Genomic DNA, 20,372 nt, shown 5'->3' with positions numbered 1-20,372 from the left:
GCACTCGCCGTACGCCCCCGGTGCCCCTGCTGCCGTCCGCCCCGCGGCGGCTCGTTAAGCTGGCGGTGCACCAAAGGCGCGCCGGGAAGACTGGTCGGCACTCAGCAGTACGTGTTACGCGTACCGTCGTGCCTGGAGGTCACCCTTGTCTGCGCCGCATCACGAGCCCCGCGACACCGCCGAAAACGACGGCGGGTCCCGCCGTACGCCCGAGTTCCTCGGCCGGCTGCCACTCCCCGAACGCAACTTCGTCGCCGACGCGCTCCGCACCGAGACCACCGGCGGCGTACTCCTGCTGCTGGCCGCCGTACTGTCGCTGATCCTCGCGAACTCCGGCCTCAGCGGCGCCTACGAGGACGTCCGGAACTTCACGTTCGGGCCGCACGCCCTGCATCTGGACCTGACGGTCGCCGAGTGGGCCAAGGACGGCCTGCTGACCGTCTTCTTCTTCGTCGCCGGCATCGAGCTGAAGCGCGAACTCGTCTCCGGCGAGCTGCGCGAGCCGCGGGCCGCCGCGCTGCCCGTCGTGTCCGCGCTGGCCGGGATGGTCGTACCGGCGCTGGTGTACGTCGTCTGCGTCGCGGCGGGTGGCGGCGTGATGGACGGCTGGGCGATCCCGATGGCCACGGACATCGCCTTCGCCCTCGGCGTGCTGGCCGTGCTGGGCACCGGCCTGCCGTCCGCGCTGCGCGCGTTCCTGCTCACGCTCGCGGTCGTGGACGACCTCGGCGCGATCCTCGTCATCGCCCTCTTCTTCAGCGCGGGCATCAGTCTGCTGCCGCTCGCGGGCGCCGCCGCCGGCCTCGTGCTGTTCTGGCTGCTGCACCGCGCGGGCGTACGCGGCTGGTACATCTACGTGCCGCTGGCCCTCACCGTCTGGGCGCTGATGCACGCCAGCGGGGTGCACGCGACGGTGGCCGGCGTCGCGATGGGCCTGCTCCTGCGGTGCAGCCGTACGGAGGAGGAGGCCCGTACGGACGCGCCCTCGCCCGCCGAGCACATCGAGCACCTCGTACGGCCGCTGTCGGCGGGCCTGGCGGTGCCGCTGTTCGCGCTGTTCGCCGCGGGCGTCCCGATCTCCGGGGGTGCGCTCGGGGACGTGTTCACCCAGCCGGAGACGCTGGGCGTGGTGCTCGGACTGCTGGCGGGCAAGACGGTCGGGGTCTTCGGCGGCGCGTGGCTGACGGCAAGGTTCACGAAGGCGGAGCTGAACAAGGACCTCGCGTGGCCGGACGTGTTCGCCGTGGCCGCGCTCTCGGGCATCGGCTTCACGGTGTCGCTGCTCATCGCGGAGTTGGCCTTCGAGGGCGACGCGATGCTCACCGAGGAGTCCAAGGCGGCGGTGCTGGCGGGTTCGGTGCTGGCGGCGGTGCTCGCGGGCGTCGTGCTCAAGCTGCGTGCGAAGAGGTACCGCACCCTGTGCGAGAACGAGGAACGGGACGAGGACGGCGACGGCGTTCCCGACATCTACGAGCTGGGCGACCCCGAATACCACCTGCGGATGGCCGCCATACACGAGGCGAAGGCGCGGGAGCACCGCCGGCTCGCCGAAGTGGCAACGGGCGGCGGCTCGACGGACGATGATGGTCCGGCACGATCTGACTGACAAGTAACTGACAGCCAGGGCAGACAGAGAGACGCAGAACAGAGAGACAGGGAGACACCGATGAGCGCAGCCGACGACGGCCGCAGCCTCGGCCAGCTGGTCGCCTCGGCCACCACCGAGCTGTCCGCACTCGTTCACGACGAGATCGCGCTGGCCAAGGCCGAGATCCGGCAGGACGTGAAGCGCGGGGCGATCGGCAGTGGTGCCCTCATCGTGGCCGCCGTCCTGGTCCTCTTCTCGCTGCCGGTGCTGAGCTTCGCCGCGGCGTACGGCATCCACAACCTGGGGCTCGGGCTCGCGTGGTCGTTCCTGATCGTGGGAGGCGCGTTCATCGTGCTGGCGGCGCTGCTCGGGCTGGCGGCCAAGGTCGTGCTCAAGCGGATCGAGCCGCCGCGTAAGACCATCGCCTCGGCCAAGGAGTCGGCGGCCGTACTGTCGAGCGTCAAGCCGCACCCCCGCGCCGTCACCGATGGGGCGGACGCGCGACGCGGTGTGGACATGGACAAGCCGGCCGCTGTGACACGCTCGTAGCCATGACGCTCCCCGACAGCTCCGCCGAGGTCGTACGAGTCCAAGGGCCCTGGATCCACCGGGACGTGGCGGCCAACGGGGCGAGGTTCCACATCGCCGAGACGGGCGAGGGGCCGCTGGTGCTGCTGCTGCACGGGTTCCCGCAGTTCTGGTGGACCTGGCGGGACCAGCTGACCGCGCTGGCCGGGGCGGGCTACCGCGCCGTCGCGATGGACCTGCGCGGCGTGGGGGGCAGCGACCGTACGCCGCGCGGGTACGACCCGGCCAACCTCGCGCTCGACGTCACCGGCGTCATCCGCTCGCTCGGCGAGCCGGACGCGGCGCTGGTCGGGCACGACCTGGGCGGCTATCTGGCGTGGACGGCGGCCGTGATGCGCCCGAAGCTGATCCGGCGGCTGGCGGTGGCCTCGATGCCGCACCCGCGGCGCTGGCGGGCGGCGATGCTGGGGGACGTACGGCAGACGGCGGCCGGCTCGTACATCTGGGGGTTCCAGCGGCCGTGGCTGCCGGAGCGTCAACTCGTCGCGGACGACGGCGCCTTGGTGGGGCGGCTGATCCGGGACTGGTCGGGGCCGAAGCGCGCGCAGCTGGAACAGGACGACGCCGCGCTGCCGGCGTACCGGCGGGCGATGTGCATCCCGTCGACGGCGCACTGCTCGGTCGAGCCGTACCGCTGGATGGTGCGGTCGATGGCGCGGCCGGACGGCATCCAGTTCAACCGCCGGATGAAGCGGCCGGTACGGGTGCCGACGCTGCATCTGCACGGTTCGCTCGATCCGGTGCTGCGGACGCGTAGCGCGGCCGGATCGGGGAAGTACGTGGAAGCGCCTTACCGCTGGCGGCTGTTCGACGGACTCGGGCACTTCCCGCACGAGGAGGACCCGGCGGCGTTCTCGGGCGAGCTGATCGACTGGCTGCGGGACCCGGAGCCGGACCGCTGACGGTGCCGGACGGCTGACCTGCCGGGGGCCGCGGAGCGCGTACGGGAGACCGCGTACGGTATCGAACATGTGCCCGCCGCATAGGCCAATCGAGTGAAGGCCGCGCGGTTACTGACCTTGAGGCAGGGGCAGAGTCCGGGGTATGGGCTGGACGCACGACTATCGTGACGTGGCACGCAGGCGCACCGCTCCACGGGAGCGGCTCTCCGCACAGCGCGTGGAAGGGATCCTTCACCGACATGAGCGGAATCCCACCCTCGGCATCCCGCACATCCTCCATCGCCGCGCGCGCTGGTTCGGGGCACGCCTGCGGCACACGCGGGGGTGAACCGGCGCACGGACCCGCGCAGGGGTCGCGAAAGGGTGGCGCACGGGAGTGCGTCATTCGCCGGACAGGGGCGCAACTGTTCGCATAGGCTTGAGCGCATACTCCTCAGGAGTACGCCCTCTTCACGCTGCTCCCACAGCTGATCCGCGGCCGCCACAACCTTCGCACCGTCCTGTACACCCGGAAACGCCCTGTTCATCACCGCGTCACTCCGTTGGGTGATCTGGCGCGCACCCATAGTCCGTTCGGGCCATTCAAGATTGGGCCCCGCGGGGGTGTTGCACCCTGCCTGCCTTCCGTAACGTCCTCAACTGGCAACGGTGAATATGCCGCTTGCCGCCGTGGGGGAGCCTCGATTCGGGAGAGGACGGCACCGGCTATGAGCTGGGTAACCGACTGGAGTGCACAGGCAGCCTGCCGCACTACCGATCCGGACGAACTATTCGTACAAGGGGCGGCCCAGAACCGCGCCAAGGCGGTCTGCACCGGGTGTCCGGTGCGCACGGAGTGCCTGGCGGACGCCCTGGACAACCGGGTGGAGTTCGGCGTGTGGGGCGGAATGACCGAGCGGGAGCGGAGAGCGCTGCTGCGCCGCCGCCCTACGGTCACCTCGTGGCGGCGGCTGCTCGAGACAGCGCGCACGGAGTACGAGCGGGACACGGGCGGACTGCCCATGGACCTCGACTCGGTGAGGGAGGAGTACGACAGCTACGCCGTGGCGGCGGGCTGACCATCTGAACCATCCGACCGTGCCGCGAGCCGTTCGCCGATCGCCCGCAGCCCTGTCAGGTCGTGCACGTCTCCGGGCAGCGCGGCCACCTCCGTAACGGGCACCTCCGGGTGCAGCGCCGCGAAGCGGTCCCGCGTGCGGCGTTCGCGCGCGAGCACGCGCATGCGTTCGGCGTGCAGTCGCAGCAGCGCAGCGGCCAGCCGGTCCGCCTTGTCCTGGGCGGCGTCCTGGTTCGCCTTGTCCCGCGCCGGCTGCTCTGTCCCCGCGAACTGCTCCGGCTCCTGCGGCTGTTCCGCCTGGTCGGGCCGTTCAGCGGTGGTGCGCCCGCGGTCCGCGACGCCGCCTTCCTCGAGGCTCTCCGCCGCCGCCAGCGCCCGTTCCGCGCTGAGGCGTCCGGCGTCGCTGCCGTGTACGCGGTTCAGCACGAGCCCGGCGAGCGGCATGTGGTCGGCGGCGAGCCGCTCCACGAAGTACGCCGCCTCGCGCAGCGCGTCCCGTTCCGGAGCGGCGACCACCAGAAACGCCGTGCCCTTCGCCTGGAGCAGCCGGTACGTGGCGTCGGCGCGCGTGCGGAAGCCGCCGAACATCGTGTCCATGGCCGCCACGAACGTCTGCACGTCCCGTAGCAGCCCGGCGCCCAGCAGCTTGTTGAGCGCGCCCGTGAACATCGACAGCCCGGCCATCCCCAGGTGCACGAACTTCATGCCCGCACGGCCGCCCGCCTTGGCCGGCCCGGACAGCAGCCGGATGAACGTGCCGTCCAGGAACGAGCCGAGGCGCTTCGGCGCGTCCAGGAAGTCCAGCGCGGACCGGCTGGGCGGAGTGTCGACGATGATCAGGTCCCACTCGTCGCGGGCCTGCAGCTGTCCCAGCTTCTCCATCGCCATGTACTCCTGGGTGCCCGCGAAGCCGGCCGACAGCGACTCGTAGAACGGGTTCTCCAGGATGGCGCGGGCCCGCTCCGGGTCCGCGTGCGCCTCGACGATCTCGTCGAAGGTGCGCTTCATGTCGAGCATCATCGCGTGCAGCCGGCCGCCCGCGGAGCGGTCCACTCCGGCGACCTCGCGCGGGGTGTTGTCCAGCTCCGTCAGGCCCATCGACTGGGCCAGCCTGCGCGCCGGGTCGATGGTGAGCACGACCGCCCTGCGGCCGCGTTCCGCCGCGCGTACGCCGAGCGCCGCGGCGGTGGTCGTCTTGCCGACGCCGCCGGCGCCGCAGCAGACGACAATCCGGGTGCCGGGGTCGTCCAGCAGCGGGTCGATGTCCAGGGCGGGCACGTCCTCCAGGTCCGAGGTCACTTGTGCACCCCCTGTTCGCGCAGCGCGGCCGAGAGCCCGTACAGGCCCGCCAGGTCGCCGCCGTCCGTGAGCAACTCCAGCTCGTACACCGGCAGTCCCAGCCGGTCGATCTCCGCGCGCTGCGCGCGCTCCAGCGCGACCCGTTCCGCGTGTTCGCACCCCTGCCGCAGCAGCGGGCCGACGAGGCGTTCGGCACGGCCGCCGCGCTGGGCGCCGCCGAGGCCGGCGCGGGAGAGGGCCGCGGCGAGCTCCGTACGGATGTCGTTCTCCGTACGGGCGTCACTTTCCGTACGGGCATCCCCCTCCGTACGGTCGTCGGCCTCCGTACGGTCGCCGGCCTCCGTACGGGTGTCCGCCAGGTCGTCGTCGAGGAGCGGCGGGCGGACCATGTTGACGAGCACGCTGCCCACCGGCAGCCCGGCGGCGCGCAGTTCGGCGGCGCCGTCGACGGTCTCCTGCACCGGCATCTCCTCCAGCAGCGTGACCAGGTGCACGGCCGTCTCCGGTGACTTGAGCACCCGCATCACCGCCTGCGCCTGGTTGTGCACGGGTCCGACCTTGGCCAGTCCGGCGACCTCGTCGTTCACACCGAGGAAGCGCGTGATGCGCCCGGTGGGCGGCGCGTCCATGACGACCGCGTCGTAGACCCGGCGGCCGCGCTTGTCCTTGCGCCGTACGGCCTCGCACGCCTTGCCGGTCAGCAGGACGTCGCGGAGGCCGGGGGCGATGGTGGTGGCGAAGTCGATCGCGCCGAGCTTGCGGAGGGCGCGGCCCGCGCTGCCCAGCTTGTAGAACATCTGGAGGTAGTCGAGCAGGGCTCGTTCGGCGTCGATCGCCAGCGCGTAGACCTCGCCGCCGCCGTGCGCGACGGCGATCTTGCGCTCCTCGTACGGCAGCGCCTCCGTCTCGAAGAGCTGCGCGATGCCCTGCCGCCCCTCGACCTCGACCAGGAGCGTGCGGCGCCCCTCGTCTGCCAGGGCCAGCGCCAGTGCGGCGGCGACCGTCGTCTTTCCGGTGCCGCCCTTGCCCGTGACTACGTGCAGCCTGCTCACGTTTGGAGCCTAAACCGTCGGGCGCGGCGAAGGCCGCCCGGGGAAAGGGCTTAGGGTCGTCCCATGACGAAGTGGGAATACGCGACCGTGCCGCTGCTCGTGCACGCCACCAAGCAGATCCTGGACACCTGGGGAGAGGACGGCTGGGAGCTCGTCCAGGTCGTCCCCGGCCCGACCAACTCGGAACAGCTGGTGGCGTACCTCAAGCGGGAGAAGCAGGCATGAGCGGGAAGGTCGAGCTGAAGCTCGCCGAGCTGGGCCTGAGCCTGCCGGAGGTGCCGGCTCCGGCGGGCGCGTACGTGCCGGCGCTGCGGACCGGGGTTTACGTGTACACCGCAGGCCAGGTCCCGTTCGTGAACGGCGAACTGCCCGCGGCGGGCAAGGTCGGCGCCGACGTCTCGCCCGAGCGTGCCAAGGAGCTGGCGCGGATCTGCGCGCTGAACGCGCTTGCCGCCGTCAAGACGGTGGCCGGTGATCTGGACCGGATCGCACAGGTGGTCAAGGTCACCGGATTCGTGGCCTCCGCGCCGGACTTCACCGGGCAGCCGGGCGTACTCAACGGCGCCAGCGAGCTGCTCGGCGAGCTGCTGGGCGAGAAGGGCCGGCACGCGCGCAGCGCGGTGGGCGTGGCGGCGCTGCCGCTGGACGCGCCGGTCGAGGTCGAGCTCGTGGTCGAGCTGACGGACTGACGGACTGACGGGCGCAGTGCCCGTAGCGGGTGGGGCGCGGCGCCGAGCGCTCTCGAACATCGGCGCGGCGCCCCGTAGCATCCGTTCATGTCCACTACGAACGGCCAGTGGTATCCCGCCGAGTGGCCCGCGCGTATCCGCGCCCTGGCCGCCGGCGAGCTCACCCCCGTCGCCCCGCGCCGCGCCGCGACGGTGATGCTGCTCCGCGACCGCGCGGACGCGCCCCCCGAGGTGCACATGCTGCGCCGCCGTTCCTCCATGGCGTTCGCCGGGGGCGCGTACGCGTACCCGGGCGGCTCGGTCGACCCGCGCGACGAGACGGACGGGGCCGGGGCCCCCGGTACGGAGCGCGAGCTCGGCTGGGCGGGCCCGTCGCGCGCCGAGTGGGCGGCACGGCTCGGTACGGGCGAGGCGGCGGCCCAGGGCATCGTGTGCGCCGCCGTACGCGAGACCTTCGAGGAGGCGGGCGTGCTGCTCGCCGGACCGGACGCGGAGACCGTCGTCGCCGACACCACCGGCGCGGACTGGGAGACGGACCGGGCCGCGCTGGTCGCCCGCGAGCTGCCGTTCGCCGACTTCCTCGCCCGCCGCGGCCTGCTGCTCCGCAGCGACCTGCTCGGGGCATGGGCCCGCTGGATCACGCCGGAGTTCGAGCGGCGCCGCTTCGACACCTGGTTCTTCGTGGCGGTGCTCCCCGAGGGGCAGCGCACACGCAACGCCTCGACCGAGGCCGACCGTACGGTCTGGACCGGCGCGGCCGAGGCCGCCGCGGGCTACGACCGCGGAGAGCTGATGATGATGCCCCCGACCATCGCCACGCTGCGGCAGCTCCAGCCGTACGGCCACGCTGCCGACGCGCTGGCCGCCGCCGCGGACCGGGATCTGACACCCGTCCTCGCCCGGGCCCGCCTGGAGGCGGGCGAGATCGTACTGAGCTGGCCTGGCCACGACGAATTCACGAAGCGAGTCGCCCCGTGACCGAAGCAACCGCCCTGCCCGGACGCCCCCTCGACGGGCCCATCGACGGTTCGGGCACGGCACGTGCCCGGTGCGTGCTGGCGCCCAACCCGTCCGCGATGACGCTGGACGGCACGAACACCTGGATCGTCGCCGAGCCGGACTCCGACCTCGCCGTCGTCGTCGACCCGGGCCCGCTCGACGAGACGCACCTGCGGAACGTCCTCGACACCGTCGCCCGGGACGGCCGCCGCGTCGCGCTGACCGTACTCACGCACGGGCACCCGGACCACTCGGACGGCCTGGCCCGGTTCGCGGAGCTGACCGGCGCGCCCGTACGGGCGGTGGACCCCGCCTTCCGGCACCACGGCGGGGGCGGGCTGGCCGAGGGCGACGTGATCACGGCCGGCGGCCTGGAGCTGTACGTCGTACCGACGCCCGGACACACCGCCGACTCCGTGTGCCTGCACCTGCCCGCGGACGGGGCGCTGCTGACCGGCGACACGGTCATCGGGCGGGGTACGACCGTCGTGGCGCACCCGGACGGGCGGCTGGGCGACTACCTGGACGCGCTGCGCCGGCTGCGCGCGCTGACCGTGGACGAGGGCGTCGGGACGCTGCTGCCCGGCCACGGGCCGGTGCTGTCCGACGCGCAGGGCGCCGTCGAGTTCTACCTCGCGCACCGCGCGAACCGGCTCGCGCAGGTGGAGACGGCGGTCGAGAACGGCCACCGTACGGCGGCCGAGGTCGTCGCGCACGTGTACGCGGACGTGGACCGGTCGCTGTGGCCCGCGGCCGAGCAGTCCGTACGGGCGCAGCTGGACTACCTGCACGAGCACGGGCTGTCCTGACCGGGCTCGTGCGGCGCGCCCGCCTGTGCCGCGTGCCGTGGCGGGCGCCGTGCGCGGGTCAGCGGCTGCGCTTCGCCAGCCGCTCGATGTCCAGCAGGATCACCGCGCGCGCCTCCAGCCGCAGCCAGCCGCGGCCGGCGAAGTCGGCGAGCGCCTTGTTGACGGTCTCGCGGGAGGCGCCGACCAGCTGGGCCAGCTCCTCCTGGGTGAGGTCGTGCACCACGTGGATGCCCTCCTCCGACTGCACGCCGAAGCGGCGCGACAGGTCGAGGAGCTGCTTGGCGACGCGGCCCGGCACATCGGAGAAGACCAGGTCGGACATCGAGTCGTTGGTGCGGCGCAGCCGGCGGGCGATGGCCCGGAGCAGCGCGGAGGCCACCTCGGGGCGCACGTTCAGCCAGGGCTGGAGGTCGCCGTGGCCCAGCCCGAGCAGCTTGACCTCGGTGAGCGCGGAGGCCGTGGCCGTACGCGGTCCCGGGTCGAAGAGGGAGAGCTCGCCGATGAGCTCACCCGGCCCGAGCACCGCCAGCATGTTCTCGCGGCCGTCGGGCGAGGTGCGGTGCAGCTTCACCTTGCCCTCGGTGACGACGTAGAGCCGGTCCCCGGGGTCGCCTTCGTGGAACAGCGCGTCGCTGCGGGCGAGCGTTGTCTCGGTCATGGAGGCGCGCAGCTCAGCGGCCTGCTCCTCATCGAGCGCCGCGAAGAGCGGGGCGCGCCGCAGAACGTCGTCCACGAGTTCTCTCCTTGTCGACCTGCCCATGGGGTCCCTGTGGCACCCCATGATGCCGGACGGTAAAACAGTGCGATCAGTCACAAGTTTGACGCACTCGCCGCGCGGGCCGTACGTCAGGGGGCCGATTGGGCCGCGAATCGCCTACGTGCGGGGCGAATGTCAGTCGTCCCCTCTACGCTGGCCGAGTGTCCGATAGGCCGGTAGAGCGCGGAGGAAGGGGGCCGGGCGGGTGACCACATCTGGAGATTCCGCTGTGGGCGAACACACGCCCGCGAAGAGCACGAAAGCGGCAAAGGGTACGGGCGAGGGGGCGGCGAAGAAGGCGACGGGGAAGCGGGCGGCCCCGAAGAAGGCCCCGGCGAAGACCGCCGCGAAGACCGAGGTGAAGCAGGCGGCCGGGACGAAGGCCGCGGCCAAGCCGGAGTCGCGGCTGGCGATGGTGCGCCGCGCCCGCCGTATGAACCGCGAGCTCGCCGAGCTGTATCCGTACGCGCACCCGGAGCTCGACTTCGAGAACCCGTTCCAGCTGCTCATCGCGACCGTGCTGTCCGCCCAGACCACCGATCTGCGCGTGAACCAGACGACGCCCGCCCTCTTCGCCGCGTACCCCACCCCCGAGGACGTGGCCGCGGCCGATCCGGAGGTGCTGGAGGACCTGCTCCGCCCCACCGGGTTCTTCCGCGCCAAGACGAAGGCCGTGCAGGGGCTGTCCGTCGCGATCCGCGACCGGTTCGGGGGCGAGGTGCCGGGGAAGCTCGCCGACCTCGTGTCGCTGCCGGGCGTCGGCCGCAAGACGGCGAACGTGGTGCTGGGCAACGCTTTCGGCGTCCCCGGCCTGACCGTGGACACTCACTTCGGGCGGCTCGTGCGCCGCTTCGGCTGGACCGAGCAGGAGGACCCGGACAAGGTCGAGGCGGAGATCGCCGAGATCTTCCCGAAGAGCGAGTGGACGATGCTCTCGCACCGGATCATCTTCCACGGCCGCCGCGTCTGCCACTCGCGCAAGCCCGCGTGCGGCGCGTGCGCGCTGGCGCCGCTCTGCCCGTCGTACGGCGAGGGCGAGCTGGATCCGGACAAGGCGAAGAAGCTGCTGAAGTACGAGCTGGGCGGCCAGCCCGGCCAGCGGCTCAAGCCGCCGCCGGACTATCCCGGCCGGCCCGCACCGAGGCTGGAGGGCCGGTGACCGGCGCCGCCCGCGTACGTACGCCGCAGACCGGCGCCCGGTCCGTACGCCTCCGCCGGGGGTGCGTGTGACCCACGCGAGCCACCAGCGGCACAGCGACGGCCCCGTCGTCGTCAGCAGCGAAGGACTGCCCGGCTGGCTGGAGCCCGTCGAACGGGCCGCGCGTACGGTCGAGCCCGCGCAGCTCAGCCGTTTCCTGCCGCCGCCCGGCGGCGAGGGGCGGCCGTCCGCCGTGCTGATCCTGTTCGGTGACGGCCCGCACGGCCCGGAGCTGCTGCTGATGGAGCGGTCGAGCAGCCTCCGTTCGCACGCGGGCCAGCCCTCGTTCCCGGGAGGCGCGCTCGATCCGGAGGACGGCGATCCGGCCGGTGACGGGCCGCTGCGCGCCGCGCTGCGGGAGGCGGAGGAGGAGACCGGCCTGGACCCGGCGGGCGTGCAGGTCTTCGCGACGCTGCCCGCGCTGTACATCCCGGTGAGCGACTTCGTCGTGACACCGGTGCTGGGCTGGTGGCGCAGCCGTACGCCCGTGGCGCCCGTCGATCCGGCCGAGACGGCGCGGGTCTTCACCGTGCCCGTCGACGAGCTGGCGGACCCGGCCAACCGCGCCACGACCGCGCACCCGAGCGGGCACCGCGGCCCGGCGTTCACCGTCGGCTCGGCGCTGGTGTGGGGCTTCACGGCGGGTGTGATCGACCGCATCCTGCACTTCGCGGGGTGGGAACGACCGTGGGACCGGGGGAAGCTCGTCTCACTCGACTGGCACGCGTGAGACGGTGACCTCCGTGCGCGGCGAGATCTCTGCGAGGCTGATGCGGTGAACGTGCTGGACATACTTCTCGTGCTCGCCGCCGTGTGGTTCGCGATCGTGGGATACCGACAGGGCTTCGTCGTCGGCATCCTCTCCGTGATCGGCTTTCTCGGCGGCGGGCTCATCGCGATCTTCGTGCTGCCCGTCCTCTGGGGCGAGGTGACCGACGACGCCTCCCCCGGCACCCTCGGGGTCGTGCTGGCGGTGGCGCTCGTCATCGTCTGCGCCTCCGTCGGGCAGGCGTTCACCACGCACCTCGGCAACAAGCTGCGCCGCTACATCACCTGGTCCCCCGCCCGCGCGCTCGACGCCACCGGCGGCGCGCTGGTCAACGTGCTGGCCATGCTGCTCGTCGCCTGGCTGATCGGCTCCGCGCTGGCGGGCACGGCGCTGCCGACGCTGAGCAAGGAGGTACGCGCCTCCAAGGTGCTGCACGGCGTCTCGCGGGTGGTGCCGGAGCAGGCCAACACCTGGTTCGCGGACTTCTCCTCGATCCTCGCGCAGAACGGCCTGCCGCAGGTCTTCTCGCCGTTCTCCAACGAGCCCATCACCTCCGTCCCCGCCCCCGACCCGAAGCTCGCCAAGGACCCGGTGGTGAACCGCGCCAAGAAGTCCATCGTCAAGGTGGTGGGCACAGCGACCGGCTGCGGCAAGGTCCTGGAGGGCACCGGCTTCGTCTTCCACGACGGGAAGGTGATGACGAACGCGCACGTCGTCGGCGGCGTCGACGAGCCGACCGTGCAGATCGGCGGCACGGGCCCGCTGCACGACGCGAAGGTGGTGCTCTACGACTGGGAGCGCGACATCGCCGTCCTGGACGTGCCGGGGCTGGACGCCCCCGCGCTCAAGTTCGCCGACGACGACGCGTCGAGCAGCGACGGCGCGATCGTGGCGGGCTTCCCGGAGAACGGCGGCTTCGACGTGCGCTCCGCACGCGTACGCGGCCGTGTCAATGCCAACGGCCCGGACATCTACCACCGCGGCACCGTCCGCCGCGACGTCTACTCTCTCTACACCATGATCCGCCAGGGCAACTCCGGCGGCCCGCTGCTGACGCCCGAAGGCGAGGTGTACGGGGTGGTGTTCGCCAAGTCGCTGGAGGACGACGACACGGGGTACGCGCTGACCGCGGACGAGGTGCGGGAGGACGTCGAGATCGGGCGCAAGGCGGAGCGGCAGGTGGACAGCGAGGGCTGCGCGATGTGACCCGGACACCCCTGCCGCCCCCGCACCGCCACCCCGTAGGCTGCACACCATGGCTACGAAGCGCGCGGGCGGCGGCTTGACCGCCCCCCAACAGGCCGCGAAGTTCGTCGGGGTGAGCGTCCTCGCCGGCGCCGTACTGGCCGGGATCGCGCTGCCCGCGGTGGGCCTGGTGGGCCTCGCCGCCAAGGGCTCGGTGGAGGGCTTCGACGAGATCCCCGCCAACATGAAGCGCCCGCCGCTCAGCCAGCGCACCACCATCCTGGACGTGAACGGCGACGAGATCGCCAAGGTCTACTCGCGGGACCGCACCGTGGTCGACCTCAAGAACGTCTCGGCGGAGATGCAGCAGGCCATCATCGCCATCGAGGACTCGCGCTTCTACGACCACGGCGCCATCGACCTCAAGGGCGTGCTCCGCGCGCTGAACCAGAACCGGCAGGCCGGCGAGACCACGCAGGGCGCGTCGACGCTGACGCAGCAGTACGTCAAGAACGTCTTCGTCGAGGAGGCGGGCGACGACCCGGAGAAGATCGCCGAGGCCACGCAGCAGTCCGGCGCCAAGGGCATCGGCCGCAAGATCCGCGAGCTGAAGTACGCGATCAAGGTCGAGGAGACGCTCGGCAAGAAGCAGATCCTGGAGAACTACCTCAACATCACCTTCTTCGGACAGCAGGCGTACGGCATCGAGGCCGCGGCCCAGCGGTACTTCTCGACCTCCGCCAAGGACCTGACCCTCGAGCAGTCCGCCCTGCTGGCCGGGCTCGTACAGTCCCCGAGCCGCTACGACCCGGTCAACGACCCGGACGAGGGCAAGAAGCGCCGCGACATCGTGCTGGAGCGGATGGCGCAGCTCGGCGACATCAGCCGGAAGGAAGCGGAGGCGGCCAAGGACAAGCCGCTCGGGCTGAAGGTCAGCAAGCCGAAGAACGGCTGCATCACGGCAGTCAGCGGCGCGGGCTTCTTCTGCGACTACGTGCGCGAGGTCTTCCTCAGCAACAAGGCGTTCGGCAAGTCGTCGAAGGACCGGGCCAAGCGCTGGAACCAGGGCGGCCTGACGATCAAGACGACCCTGGACCCGAAGGCGCAGCAGTCGGTACAGGACTCGATAGAGGACCACGTCAACCAGGACGACCAGGTCGCGACGGCCGTCAGCATCGTCGAGCCGGGCACCGGCAAGATCCTCGGCATGGGGCAGTCGCGCCCGTACGGCTTCGGCAAGAACGAGACCCAGATCAACCTCTCCGTCAACCGCTCCATGGGCGGCGGCAGCGGCTACCAGCCGGGGTCCACGTTCAAGCCGATCGTCGCGGCGGCGGCGCTGGAGCGAGGCACGAGCGTCTACCAGAAGTACTCGGCGCCGTACGAGATGCCGTACCCGAGCCCGGTCAGCATGTGCGACGGAAAGAAGTGGAGCGGCAGCGGCTCGACCGTCGCGAACGAGAACCGGTCGGAGAAGGGCCCGTACCGGATGAAGGAGGCGACGGCCCTCTCCGTCAACACCTACTTCGTCCAGCTGATCAGCGACATCGGCCTCTGCCCGGTACGGGACATGGCCAACCGCATGGGCCTGGAGCGGTCGGACGGCAAGCAGCTCGAGCAGGTCCCGTCGATGACGCTGGGCGTGCAGGAGATGTCGCCGCTGACGATGGCCGAGGCGTACGCGACGTTCGCCAACAACGGCGTGCACTGCACCCCGATCGCCATCGAGTCGATCACGGACGCACAGGGCAACGCGCTGCGGGTGCCGAAGTCCACGTGCAAGCGCGCGATGTCGGAGCGGACGTCGAAGACCGTCAACTCGCTGCTGAGGGGCGTCGTCGAGGACGGCACCGGCAAGAAGGCCGGGCTCAGCGGGCGGGACAGCGCGGGCAAGACGGGTACGTCGGACGAGCGGTACGCCGCCTGGTTCGTCGGCTACACCCCGAACGCGGCCGGCGCGGTCTGGGTCGGCGACCCGAAGCACGAGCGGCGGATGGTCGACATCACCATCGGCGGGCAGTACCACCCGAAGGTGTTCGGCGGCGGCGTCCCCGGCCCGATCTGGCGCGACGCGATGGCAGGCGCGCTCAGGGGCGAGCCGGCACCGAAGCTGCCGACGGTGCCGATACGGGAAGACAAGGACAAGAAGGACAAGGACGACAAGAAGGACGAGGATCGGGACGACGACGAGGACCGAGACGACCCGAAGCCCCCGGACCCGCCTGACCGGCCCGACTGGCCGGACCCCGGCGACTGGCCCGAGCCGAGCCTTCCGCCGGACATGATCGGCGGCGGCCAGAACGGCGGCGGCAACGGCGGCGGCAACGGCAACGGCGGCTGGCCGCGGTGAGCGGCGCCCGCTGAGGCGTTGAGCTCAAGCTCTGAGGGGCGCTCCCGGTATGGCACGGGGAGCGCCCCTCACGTGCGCGTACGAGGTGTACGAGGTGGTGCGGGGCGGGCGCGCGGGCGTACGTACGGGGTACGCGCGCCGGGTGCCGTACGGGCCCTGGCTCCCGTACGCGGGCCCGCTGCCGTACCGCTCAGCCCGCTCCCGTACGGGCCCCGGGTGCCGTACCGCTCAGTCCGCGAGCCGCCGCTTCACCGCGGCCGCCACCCGGCCGCCCTCGGCGCGGCCCGCCACCTTCGGGTTCACCAGCTTCATCACGGCGCCCATCGCCCGCGGCCCCTCGACCCCGGCCGCCCGCGCCTCCGCCACGGACTCGGCGACGAGCGCGTCCAGCTCGTCGTCGGACAGCTGCTGCGGCAGGTACTCGCTGAGCACCTCGCCCTCCGCCCGCTCCCGTTCCGCCTGCGCGTCCCGGCCGCCCTGCGCGAAGGCTTCGGCGGCCTCGCGGCGCTTCTTCGCCTCGCGGGCGATGACCTTCCGCACGTCGTCGTCGGAGAGTTCACGGGACTCGGTGCCCGCCACCTCCTCCTTGGTGATCGCGGTGAGCGTCATCCGGAGAGTCGCCGAACGCAGCTCGTCCCGCGCCTTGATCGCTGTGGTCAGGTCTTCCTGAAGCTGGGACTTGAGCGTGGTCATGCGGCTCAGTCTGCCAGCACGCGCCACGGGCACCCAGCGCGTTTCGCCGCCGGTCCGGGTGAGTAGTGTGCGGAATTACGCCTTTCCGTGCCGCCGTTGACGCGCGTCGGTTGACGTGTGGGCTGTCGTGCGTCCGTACGGGCCGGACAGGGGCGTGTGGGGAAACACGAACTCAGGAGCACGTATGCGCAATGCCACGAAGTCTGCGCGTCGCTGGGGCATCGGCCTGACCACCGTTGCCGCAACCGTGTCCATGCTGGCGGCCGGTGCCTCGGCACAGGCCGCCGAGGGGAAAGCGGCGGGACCCGAGGGCGTCGGCGCCCAGGGCGCCCACCTGCTCGACGCCGGCAGCGGAGAGACGCTGTGGAGCAAGGACGACACCACGACGCGGCAGATGGCCAGCACGACGAAGATCATGACCGCCATCGTCGCGCTGGAGACCGACGGGGCCCTGGACAAGCAGGTCACCGTCAAGCAGGAGTACCGCGACTACGTCCAGCGCGAGGGCGGCAGCACCGCCGACCTCAAGACCGGCGACAAGCTCACCGTCGGGCAGCTGCTCCCCGCGCTGATGCTGCCGTCCGGCTGCGATGCCGCGTACGCCATCGCGGACGCGCTCGGCAGCGGCGAGTCGCTCAAGGAGCGCACCGACTCGTTCATCGGCAAGATGAACACGACCGCCGACGAACTGGGCCTGAAGAACACCGAGTTCGACTCCTTCGACGGCATCTCCCCGGGCGGCGACAACTACACCACCCCCGGCGACCTGGCCAAGATGGCGCAGCACGCCATGCAGAACGAGACCTTCGCCGAGACCGTGCGGACCACCACCGCGGAGGAGAAGGCCACCAACGGCCGCACGTACACCTGGACCAACACCAACCAGCTGCTCGGCTCGTACGAGGGCGCCATCGGCGTCAAGACCGGCAGCGGCACGGCCGCGGGCCCGTGCCTCGTCTTCGCCGTCGAGCGGGACGGGAAGACGATCATCGGCGTCGTACTCAACAGCGAGAGCGGCGACGCGCGTTACACCGACGCCAAGGCCATGCTCGACTGGGCCTACGGCACCGAGACGCAGCAGATGAAGCTGCGCAAGCTGCCGGCGGACGCACAGCGCGACTGACTCAGCCGATCCAGTTCGGGGTGCCCCTGGGTCGCCCGGACGGCTGAGGGTGAAAGGGCCCGGACCGCGAGCGGCGGTCCGGGCCCGCTGCGTGACCGCCTCGTGACCGTCCGTGCGCCCGGCGTACACGCCCCGCCGCGTGCTCGGGGCGCACGGGCCCGCCGCGTGCTCCCGTCGCGCGGCCCGCGCCCGTGCGCTGCGCGGGGCGCGCCGCGTCTGCGACCATGGACAGCATGCGCGCGCGATACGGAATTCCCCTCGGCATTACGGCACTCGGAGCGGCCTGCGTCGGTTACGCGACCGGGATAGAGGCCCGTTCCTTCCGGTTGCGGCGCGTGTCCGTCCCCGTACTGCCGCCGGGCATGCACCCGCTGCGGGTGCTCCAGGTCTCCGACGTGCACATGGTCCGCGGGCAGCGGAAGAAGCAGCGCTGGCTGCAGGCGCTGGCCGGGCTGCGCCCGGACTTCGTCGTCAACACGGGCGACAACCTCTCCGACCCCGAGGCCGTCCCGGAGGCACTGGACGCGCTGGGGCCGCTGATGGAGTACCCGGGGGCGTACGTCTTCGGCTCGAACGACTACTACGGCCCCAAGCTCCGCAACCCCGCCCGCTACCTCTTCGAGAAGGCCAGCGGCCGGTACGGCCTGAACGGCAACCCGCCGGTCGTGGGCGCCGTACACAACCCGTGGGAGGGCCTCCGCGACGCGTTCGACACCGCCGGCTGGATCGGCCTGTCCAATGCACGCGGGCGGCTCAAGCTGCCCGGCGGCCAGGAGGTCGCGTTCACGGGGCTCGACGACCCGCACATCAAGCGCGACCGCTACGGCGAGGTCGCGGGCGGCCCCGAGCCGGACGCGGACGTGTCCCTGGCAGTCGTACACGCCCCGTACCTGCGCGTCCTCGACGCCTTCACGGCCGACCGCTACCCCCTGATCCTCGCCGGGCACACCCACGGCGGGCAGCTCTGCATCCCCTTCTACGGGGCGCTGGTCACCAACTGCGACCTGGACACGGAGCGCGTGAAGGGCCTCTCCACGCACCGCGCGGGCGGCCACCGCGCCTACCTCCACGTCTCCGCGGGCTGCGGCACCAACCGCTACACCCCGGCCCGCTTCGCCTGCCCCCCGGAGGCGACACTGCTGACCCTGACAGAACGGGAGTGACCCCGGACCGCCACCCCGACCCCAGGCAGGCGGGGCGACGGAAAACCGGATTTCGCGTCCGGCCCGGCCTGGGCTAAGGTGGTCCTCGTTGCATCGGGGTGTGGCGCAGCTTGGCAGCGCGCTTCGTTCGGGACGAAGAGGTCGTGGGTTCAAATCCCGCCACCCCGACAGATGAAACAGAGTTCAGGGCCGGTCTCCCTCACGGGGACCGGCCCTGACTCGTGTTGCTGGGCAACTGGGGAGTCAGTCGGGAGTGGATCTTGAGAAGCCACTGCCCGGGGCGGCTACGAGGTCGCAGCCGCGCGTGCTCTCAGAAGCCGGTTGAGCACCCGTACCGGCGACGTCGGGCGCATGCCGAGCCCGCGCGTCCAGCGCGGCCTACCAGGTCGTCGTAGAGGGCTGCGTGGCGCTCGCAGGCAGCGGCTCGAGACGTGGGGCGTGGCCGGGGCCGCTGAGGGCATGGCGGCAGCGCGCGTTCGGCTCAGGGGTTCCAGTGCATCGACTCGGATACTCGCTCGAAGCGCCGGGCGGCCAGTTCCTGCCTGCGGATCGCCCAGTGAAGTGAAAAGCCCTCCCGGCCCGCGATGCCGGGATGCCAGTCCGCCAGCAGCACCCAGTCCTCGAGGTCCCAGGTCTCGTCCGAGGAAATCGCGGCCGACTCCACGGGGTTCACGTCCATGGATTCCTCCAGGGCGTATCCACCCACCTGCACCCACCCGCCGCGGGGGAATTCATGGCCGTCCAGGTTCCGCAAATCCGAGTGGATGCTTGCGTAGGGGGCCCAGGGGAGGTTCTCACCCCGCCAACCATGGTCAGTGGCCTTCGCCTTCGAGGTGTGGAACGGCAGGGAAATGTCGGCGGTCATGCGGAGTTCGCCCTGTGGGTACTGCTCGGATATCTCCAGGCAATCCGGATCCTCGTCGTAGTACTCGAAGGCAATTACCCGTTCCTCGACGGCCGCGTCCTCGGGGACGTACATCACTTGGCCGCCACCGTCCAGGTCGGGAAATGCGAACAGCAGCAGACGGCCGTCGGGTGGCAGTGCGAGCCCCGTCAACTGCTGTGGCAGGTCTGCGCAGTTGAGGGAGGCGACGAACGGGAACTCGGGGTCCGGGGCGTCGGGGGGAAGCAGCAGGGGGCCGCCATGGCGGCCCACGACGGGCCCGTCTCCGTCCAGTGTCAGGGTCGCACGGGGGAGGGCGGCACCTGTCCACTGTTCCACGATGCCGGAGGGGATTTTCCGCCTCGTCATCTCCGCACGGTACCGGTCCAGTCTGTCCAGCATCTCAGGCGTCATGCGGGAACTGTAGTCTGCCAGTTCACGTTATACAGGCGGTGCGGAAATCCAGCGACCATTGAGGGCTGACAAATCGTTCTTCCGCCTCATTCGATTCACTTGGCGGTCTGTCCGGCGCGGTGCACCGGGAATTGGGGTCACTCGGCAGCGGAGCCGCACTCGTAGTCGTTCAGCGCGTCGAAGGCGGGATTGATGCCCTTGCCGTACAGCGGGCTTACGACGTCGCGGACTTGCGTGCCCGCCTTCAGCTTGCCCGACGAGGTGGCGATCGCCTTGCGGACCGCGCGGAATTCCCCGGCGATGTCTGACGGCGCGCTGGCCTTCATGTTCTTGCCCATGAGGGAGATCATGGCCGCCCTCTGCCGCAGGGCTTTGATGTCCAGCGGCTCGCCCCCGGCGGCCCGGCCCACGTCGGCGCGGAAGGCGACGACGCCGACCTGGTAGGTCTCCAGGTCAAGGCAGAAGGCGGAGGTCTCGGTCGGACTCGGCTCCGCGGTCGGGGAACCGGACGAGGCCGGGGCGGAGGACGGTGGTTCGGAGTCCGGCGAGTTGGAACAGCCCACCATCGTCAGTGCGGCAGCCATGGCGAGGATCCACCTGCGTGGGGGATTCATGGGCGGAGGGTAGCCACTGCAAGCCGGGAGGGGTCCCGGCCCTCGCCTCCGGAGCCGGAGCCCGGGAAGCAGGAGAAGCAGGAGAAGCAGGAGAAGCGGGAGAAGCAGGGGAAGCGGAGAAGCGCGCTTTCCGGCAGCAACACGCGGCTGCGCGAGGCGCGTTGGCCTCAGCTCTCCGGGGCGTACGCCGAAGCTCCCCCGAGCTTCGGACGCTCGGGGGAGCCTGGTGAAGTGCCGTAC

20 protein-coding genes and 1 tRNA gene are annotated in these 20,372 nt (G+C 71.4%); 15 read left to right on the top strand and 6 right to left on the bottom strand.

The genetic code is table 11. The features are described 5' to 3' along the window. The first annotated feature begins 145 nt into the window (after positions 1 to 145). From nhaA to DVA86_RS14035, 4 genes are all read left to right on the top strand, one after another. On the top strand, positions 146 to 1,606 hold the full coding sequence (nhaA, locus tag DVA86_RS14050) for a Na+/H+ antiporter NhaA (protein WP_208878592.1): 1,461 nt from the start codon (positions 146 to 148) through the stop codon (positions 1,604 to 1,606). 60 nt (positions 1,607 to 1,666) lie between these two features. Beyond that, positions 1,667 to 2,137 carry a phage holin family protein gene (locus DVA86_RS14045; protein ID WP_208878591.1) on the top strand — a complete coding sequence of 157 codons (471 nt, stop codon included), beginning with the start codon at positions 1,667 to 1,669 and terminating at the stop codon, positions 2,135 to 2,137. A gap of 2 nt (positions 2,138 to 2,139) precedes the next feature. Beyond that, the gene (locus tag DVA86_RS14040) at positions 2,140 to 3,078 is read left to right on the top strand and encodes an alpha/beta fold hydrolase (RefSeq protein ID WP_208878589.1); all 939 of its coding nucleotides are present in this window, start codon (positions 2,140 to 2,142) and stop codon (positions 3,076 to 3,078) included. 707 nt (positions 3,079 to 3,785) lie between these two features. After that, positions 3,786 to 4,136, top strand: coding sequence for a WhiB family transcriptional regulator (locus DVA86_RS14035; RefSeq protein WP_208878587.1), 351 nt, complete (start codon positions 3,786 to 3,788; stop codon positions 4,134 to 4,136). On the opposite strand, the gene bagB is transcribed toward DVA86_RS14035, so the two are convergent. Next, entirely contained in the window at positions 4,115 to 5,434 is a 1,320-nt protein-coding gene (gene bagB, locus DVA86_RS14030; protein WP_208878585.1) for an ATPase BagB, read from the bottom strand. The genes DVA86_RS14035 and bagB overlap by 22 nt on opposite strands. Continuing rightward, on the bottom strand, positions 5,431 to 6,486 hold the full coding sequence (gene bagA, locus DVA86_RS14025) for an ATPase BagA (protein WP_208878583.1): 1,056 nt from the start codon (positions 6,484 to 6,486) through the stop codon (positions 5,431 to 5,433). Before bagA ends, bagB begins: the two co-directional genes overlap by 4 nt. 63 nt (positions 6,487 to 6,549) lie before the next feature. Here bagA and sp36 point away from each other — a divergent pair, with 63 nt between their 5' ends. The 4 genes from sp36 to DVA86_RS14005 all read left to right on the top strand — a co-directional run bounded on the left by sp36 (position 6,550) and on the right by DVA86_RS14005 (position 8,983). Beyond that, positions 6,550 to 6,711, top strand: coding sequence for a Sp36 family protein (gene sp36 / locus DVA86_RS14020; protein WP_208878582.1), 162 nt, complete (start codon positions 6,550 to 6,552; stop codon positions 6,709 to 6,711). After that, positions 6,708 to 7,175 carry a RidA family protein gene (locus DVA86_RS14015; RefSeq protein WP_208878580.1) on the top strand — a complete coding sequence of 156 codons (468 nt, stop codon included), beginning with the start codon at positions 6,708 to 6,710 and terminating at the stop codon, positions 7,173 to 7,175. Before sp36 ends, DVA86_RS14015 begins: the two co-directional genes overlap by 4 nt. An 87-nt stretch (positions 7,176 to 7,262) precedes the next feature. Continuing rightward, positions 7,263 to 8,153 carry an NUDIX hydrolase gene (locus DVA86_RS14010; protein WP_208878578.1) on the top strand — a complete coding sequence of 297 codons (891 nt, stop codon included), beginning with the start codon at positions 7,263 to 7,265 and terminating at the stop codon, positions 8,151 to 8,153. Next, the gene (locus DVA86_RS14005) at positions 8,150 to 8,983 is read left to right on the top strand and encodes an MBL fold metallo-hydrolase (RefSeq protein ID WP_208878576.1); all 834 of its coding nucleotides are present in this window, start codon (positions 8,150 to 8,152) and stop codon (positions 8,981 to 8,983) included. Before DVA86_RS14010 ends, DVA86_RS14005 begins: the two co-directional genes overlap by 4 nt. A 58-nt stretch (positions 8,984 to 9,041) precedes the next feature. Here DVA86_RS14005 and DVA86_RS14000 read toward each other — a convergent pair whose 3' ends face one another. Then, positions 9,042 to 9,716, bottom strand: coding sequence for a Crp/Fnr family transcriptional regulator (locus DVA86_RS14000; protein ID WP_121518139.1), 675 nt, complete (start codon positions 9,714 to 9,716; stop codon positions 9,042 to 9,044). Between the two features lie 253 nt (positions 9,717 to 9,969). On the opposite strand from DVA86_RS14000, the gene nth reads away from it, so the two are divergent. The 4 genes from nth (at position 9,970) to DVA86_RS13980 (ending at position 15,242) form a co-directional block, all read left to right on the top strand. Next, on the top strand, positions 9,970 to 10,899 hold the full coding sequence (nth, locus tag DVA86_RS13995; protein ID WP_208878574.1) for an endonuclease III: 930 nt from the start codon (positions 9,970 to 9,972) through the stop codon (positions 10,897 to 10,899). 67 nt (positions 10,900 to 10,966) lie between these two features. Further along, on the top strand, positions 10,967 to 11,668 hold the full coding sequence (locus DVA86_RS13990; protein ID WP_208878572.1) for an NUDIX hydrolase: 702 nt from the start codon (positions 10,967 to 10,969) through the stop codon (positions 11,666 to 11,668). A gap of 45 nt (positions 11,669 to 11,713) precedes the next feature. After that, a complete protein-coding gene (locus DVA86_RS13985; protein WP_208878570.1) occupies positions 11,714 to 12,913 on the top strand; it encodes a MarP family serine protease in 1,200 nt (399 codons plus the stop codon). A 49-nt stretch (positions 12,914 to 12,962) separates the two neighbouring features. Continuing rightward, the gene (locus DVA86_RS13980) at positions 12,963 to 15,242 is read left to right on the top strand and encodes a transglycosylase domain-containing protein (RefSeq protein WP_208878568.1); all 2,280 of its coding nucleotides are present in this window, start codon (positions 12,963 to 12,965) and stop codon (positions 15,240 to 15,242) included. A gap of 228 nt (positions 15,243 to 15,470) precedes the next feature. Here DVA86_RS13980 and DVA86_RS13975 read toward each other — a convergent pair whose 3' ends face one another. Then, complete coding sequence (locus tag DVA86_RS13975; protein WP_208878567.1) at positions 15,471 to 15,935, bottom strand: GatB/YqeY domain-containing protein; 465 nt, start codon at positions 15,933 to 15,935, stop codon at positions 15,471 to 15,473. 184 nt (positions 15,936 to 16,119) lie between these two features. Here DVA86_RS13975 and DVA86_RS13970 point away from each other — a divergent pair, with 184 nt between their 5' ends. The 3 genes from DVA86_RS13970 (at position 16,120) to DVA86_RS13960 (ending at position 18,389) form a co-directional block, all read left to right on the top strand. Further along, a complete protein-coding gene (locus DVA86_RS13970; protein WP_208878566.1) occupies positions 16,120 to 17,058 on the top strand; it encodes a D-alanyl-D-alanine carboxypeptidase family protein in 939 nt (312 codons plus the stop codon). 233 nt (positions 17,059 to 17,291) lie between these two features. Continuing rightward, on the top strand, positions 17,292 to 18,221 hold the full coding sequence (locus DVA86_RS13965) for a metallophosphoesterase (protein WP_208878564.1): 930 nt from the start codon (positions 17,292 to 17,294) through the stop codon (positions 18,219 to 18,221). A gap of 94 nt (positions 18,222 to 18,315) precedes the next feature. Further along, positions 18,316 to 18,389, top strand: a tRNA-Pro gene (locus DVA86_RS13960). Positions 18,390 to 18,702: 313 nt separating this feature from the next. On the opposite strand, the gene DVA86_RS13955 is transcribed toward DVA86_RS13960, so the two are convergent. After that, a complete protein-coding gene (locus tag DVA86_RS13955; RefSeq protein ID WP_208878562.1) occupies positions 18,703 to 19,518 on the bottom strand; it encodes a DUF1963 domain-containing protein in 816 nt (271 codons plus the stop codon). A 137-nt stretch (positions 19,519 to 19,655) separates the two neighbouring features. Next, positions 19,656 to 20,132 (bottom strand): hypothetical protein, encoded by a 477-nt coding sequence (locus DVA86_RS13950; protein ID WP_208878561.1) that lies wholly within the window; start codon positions 20,130 to 20,132, stop codon positions 19,656 to 19,658. Positions 20,133 to 20,372: the final 240 nt, after the last annotated feature.

Source organism: Streptomyces armeniacus (genome assembly GCF_003355155.1).
Lineage (GTDB): Bacteria > Actinomycetota > Actinomycetes > Streptomycetales > Streptomycetaceae > Streptomyces > Streptomyces armeniacus.
Note: the sequence above shows the minus strand (reverse complement) of the source record. Positions and strands in the feature narration are given on the sequence as shown.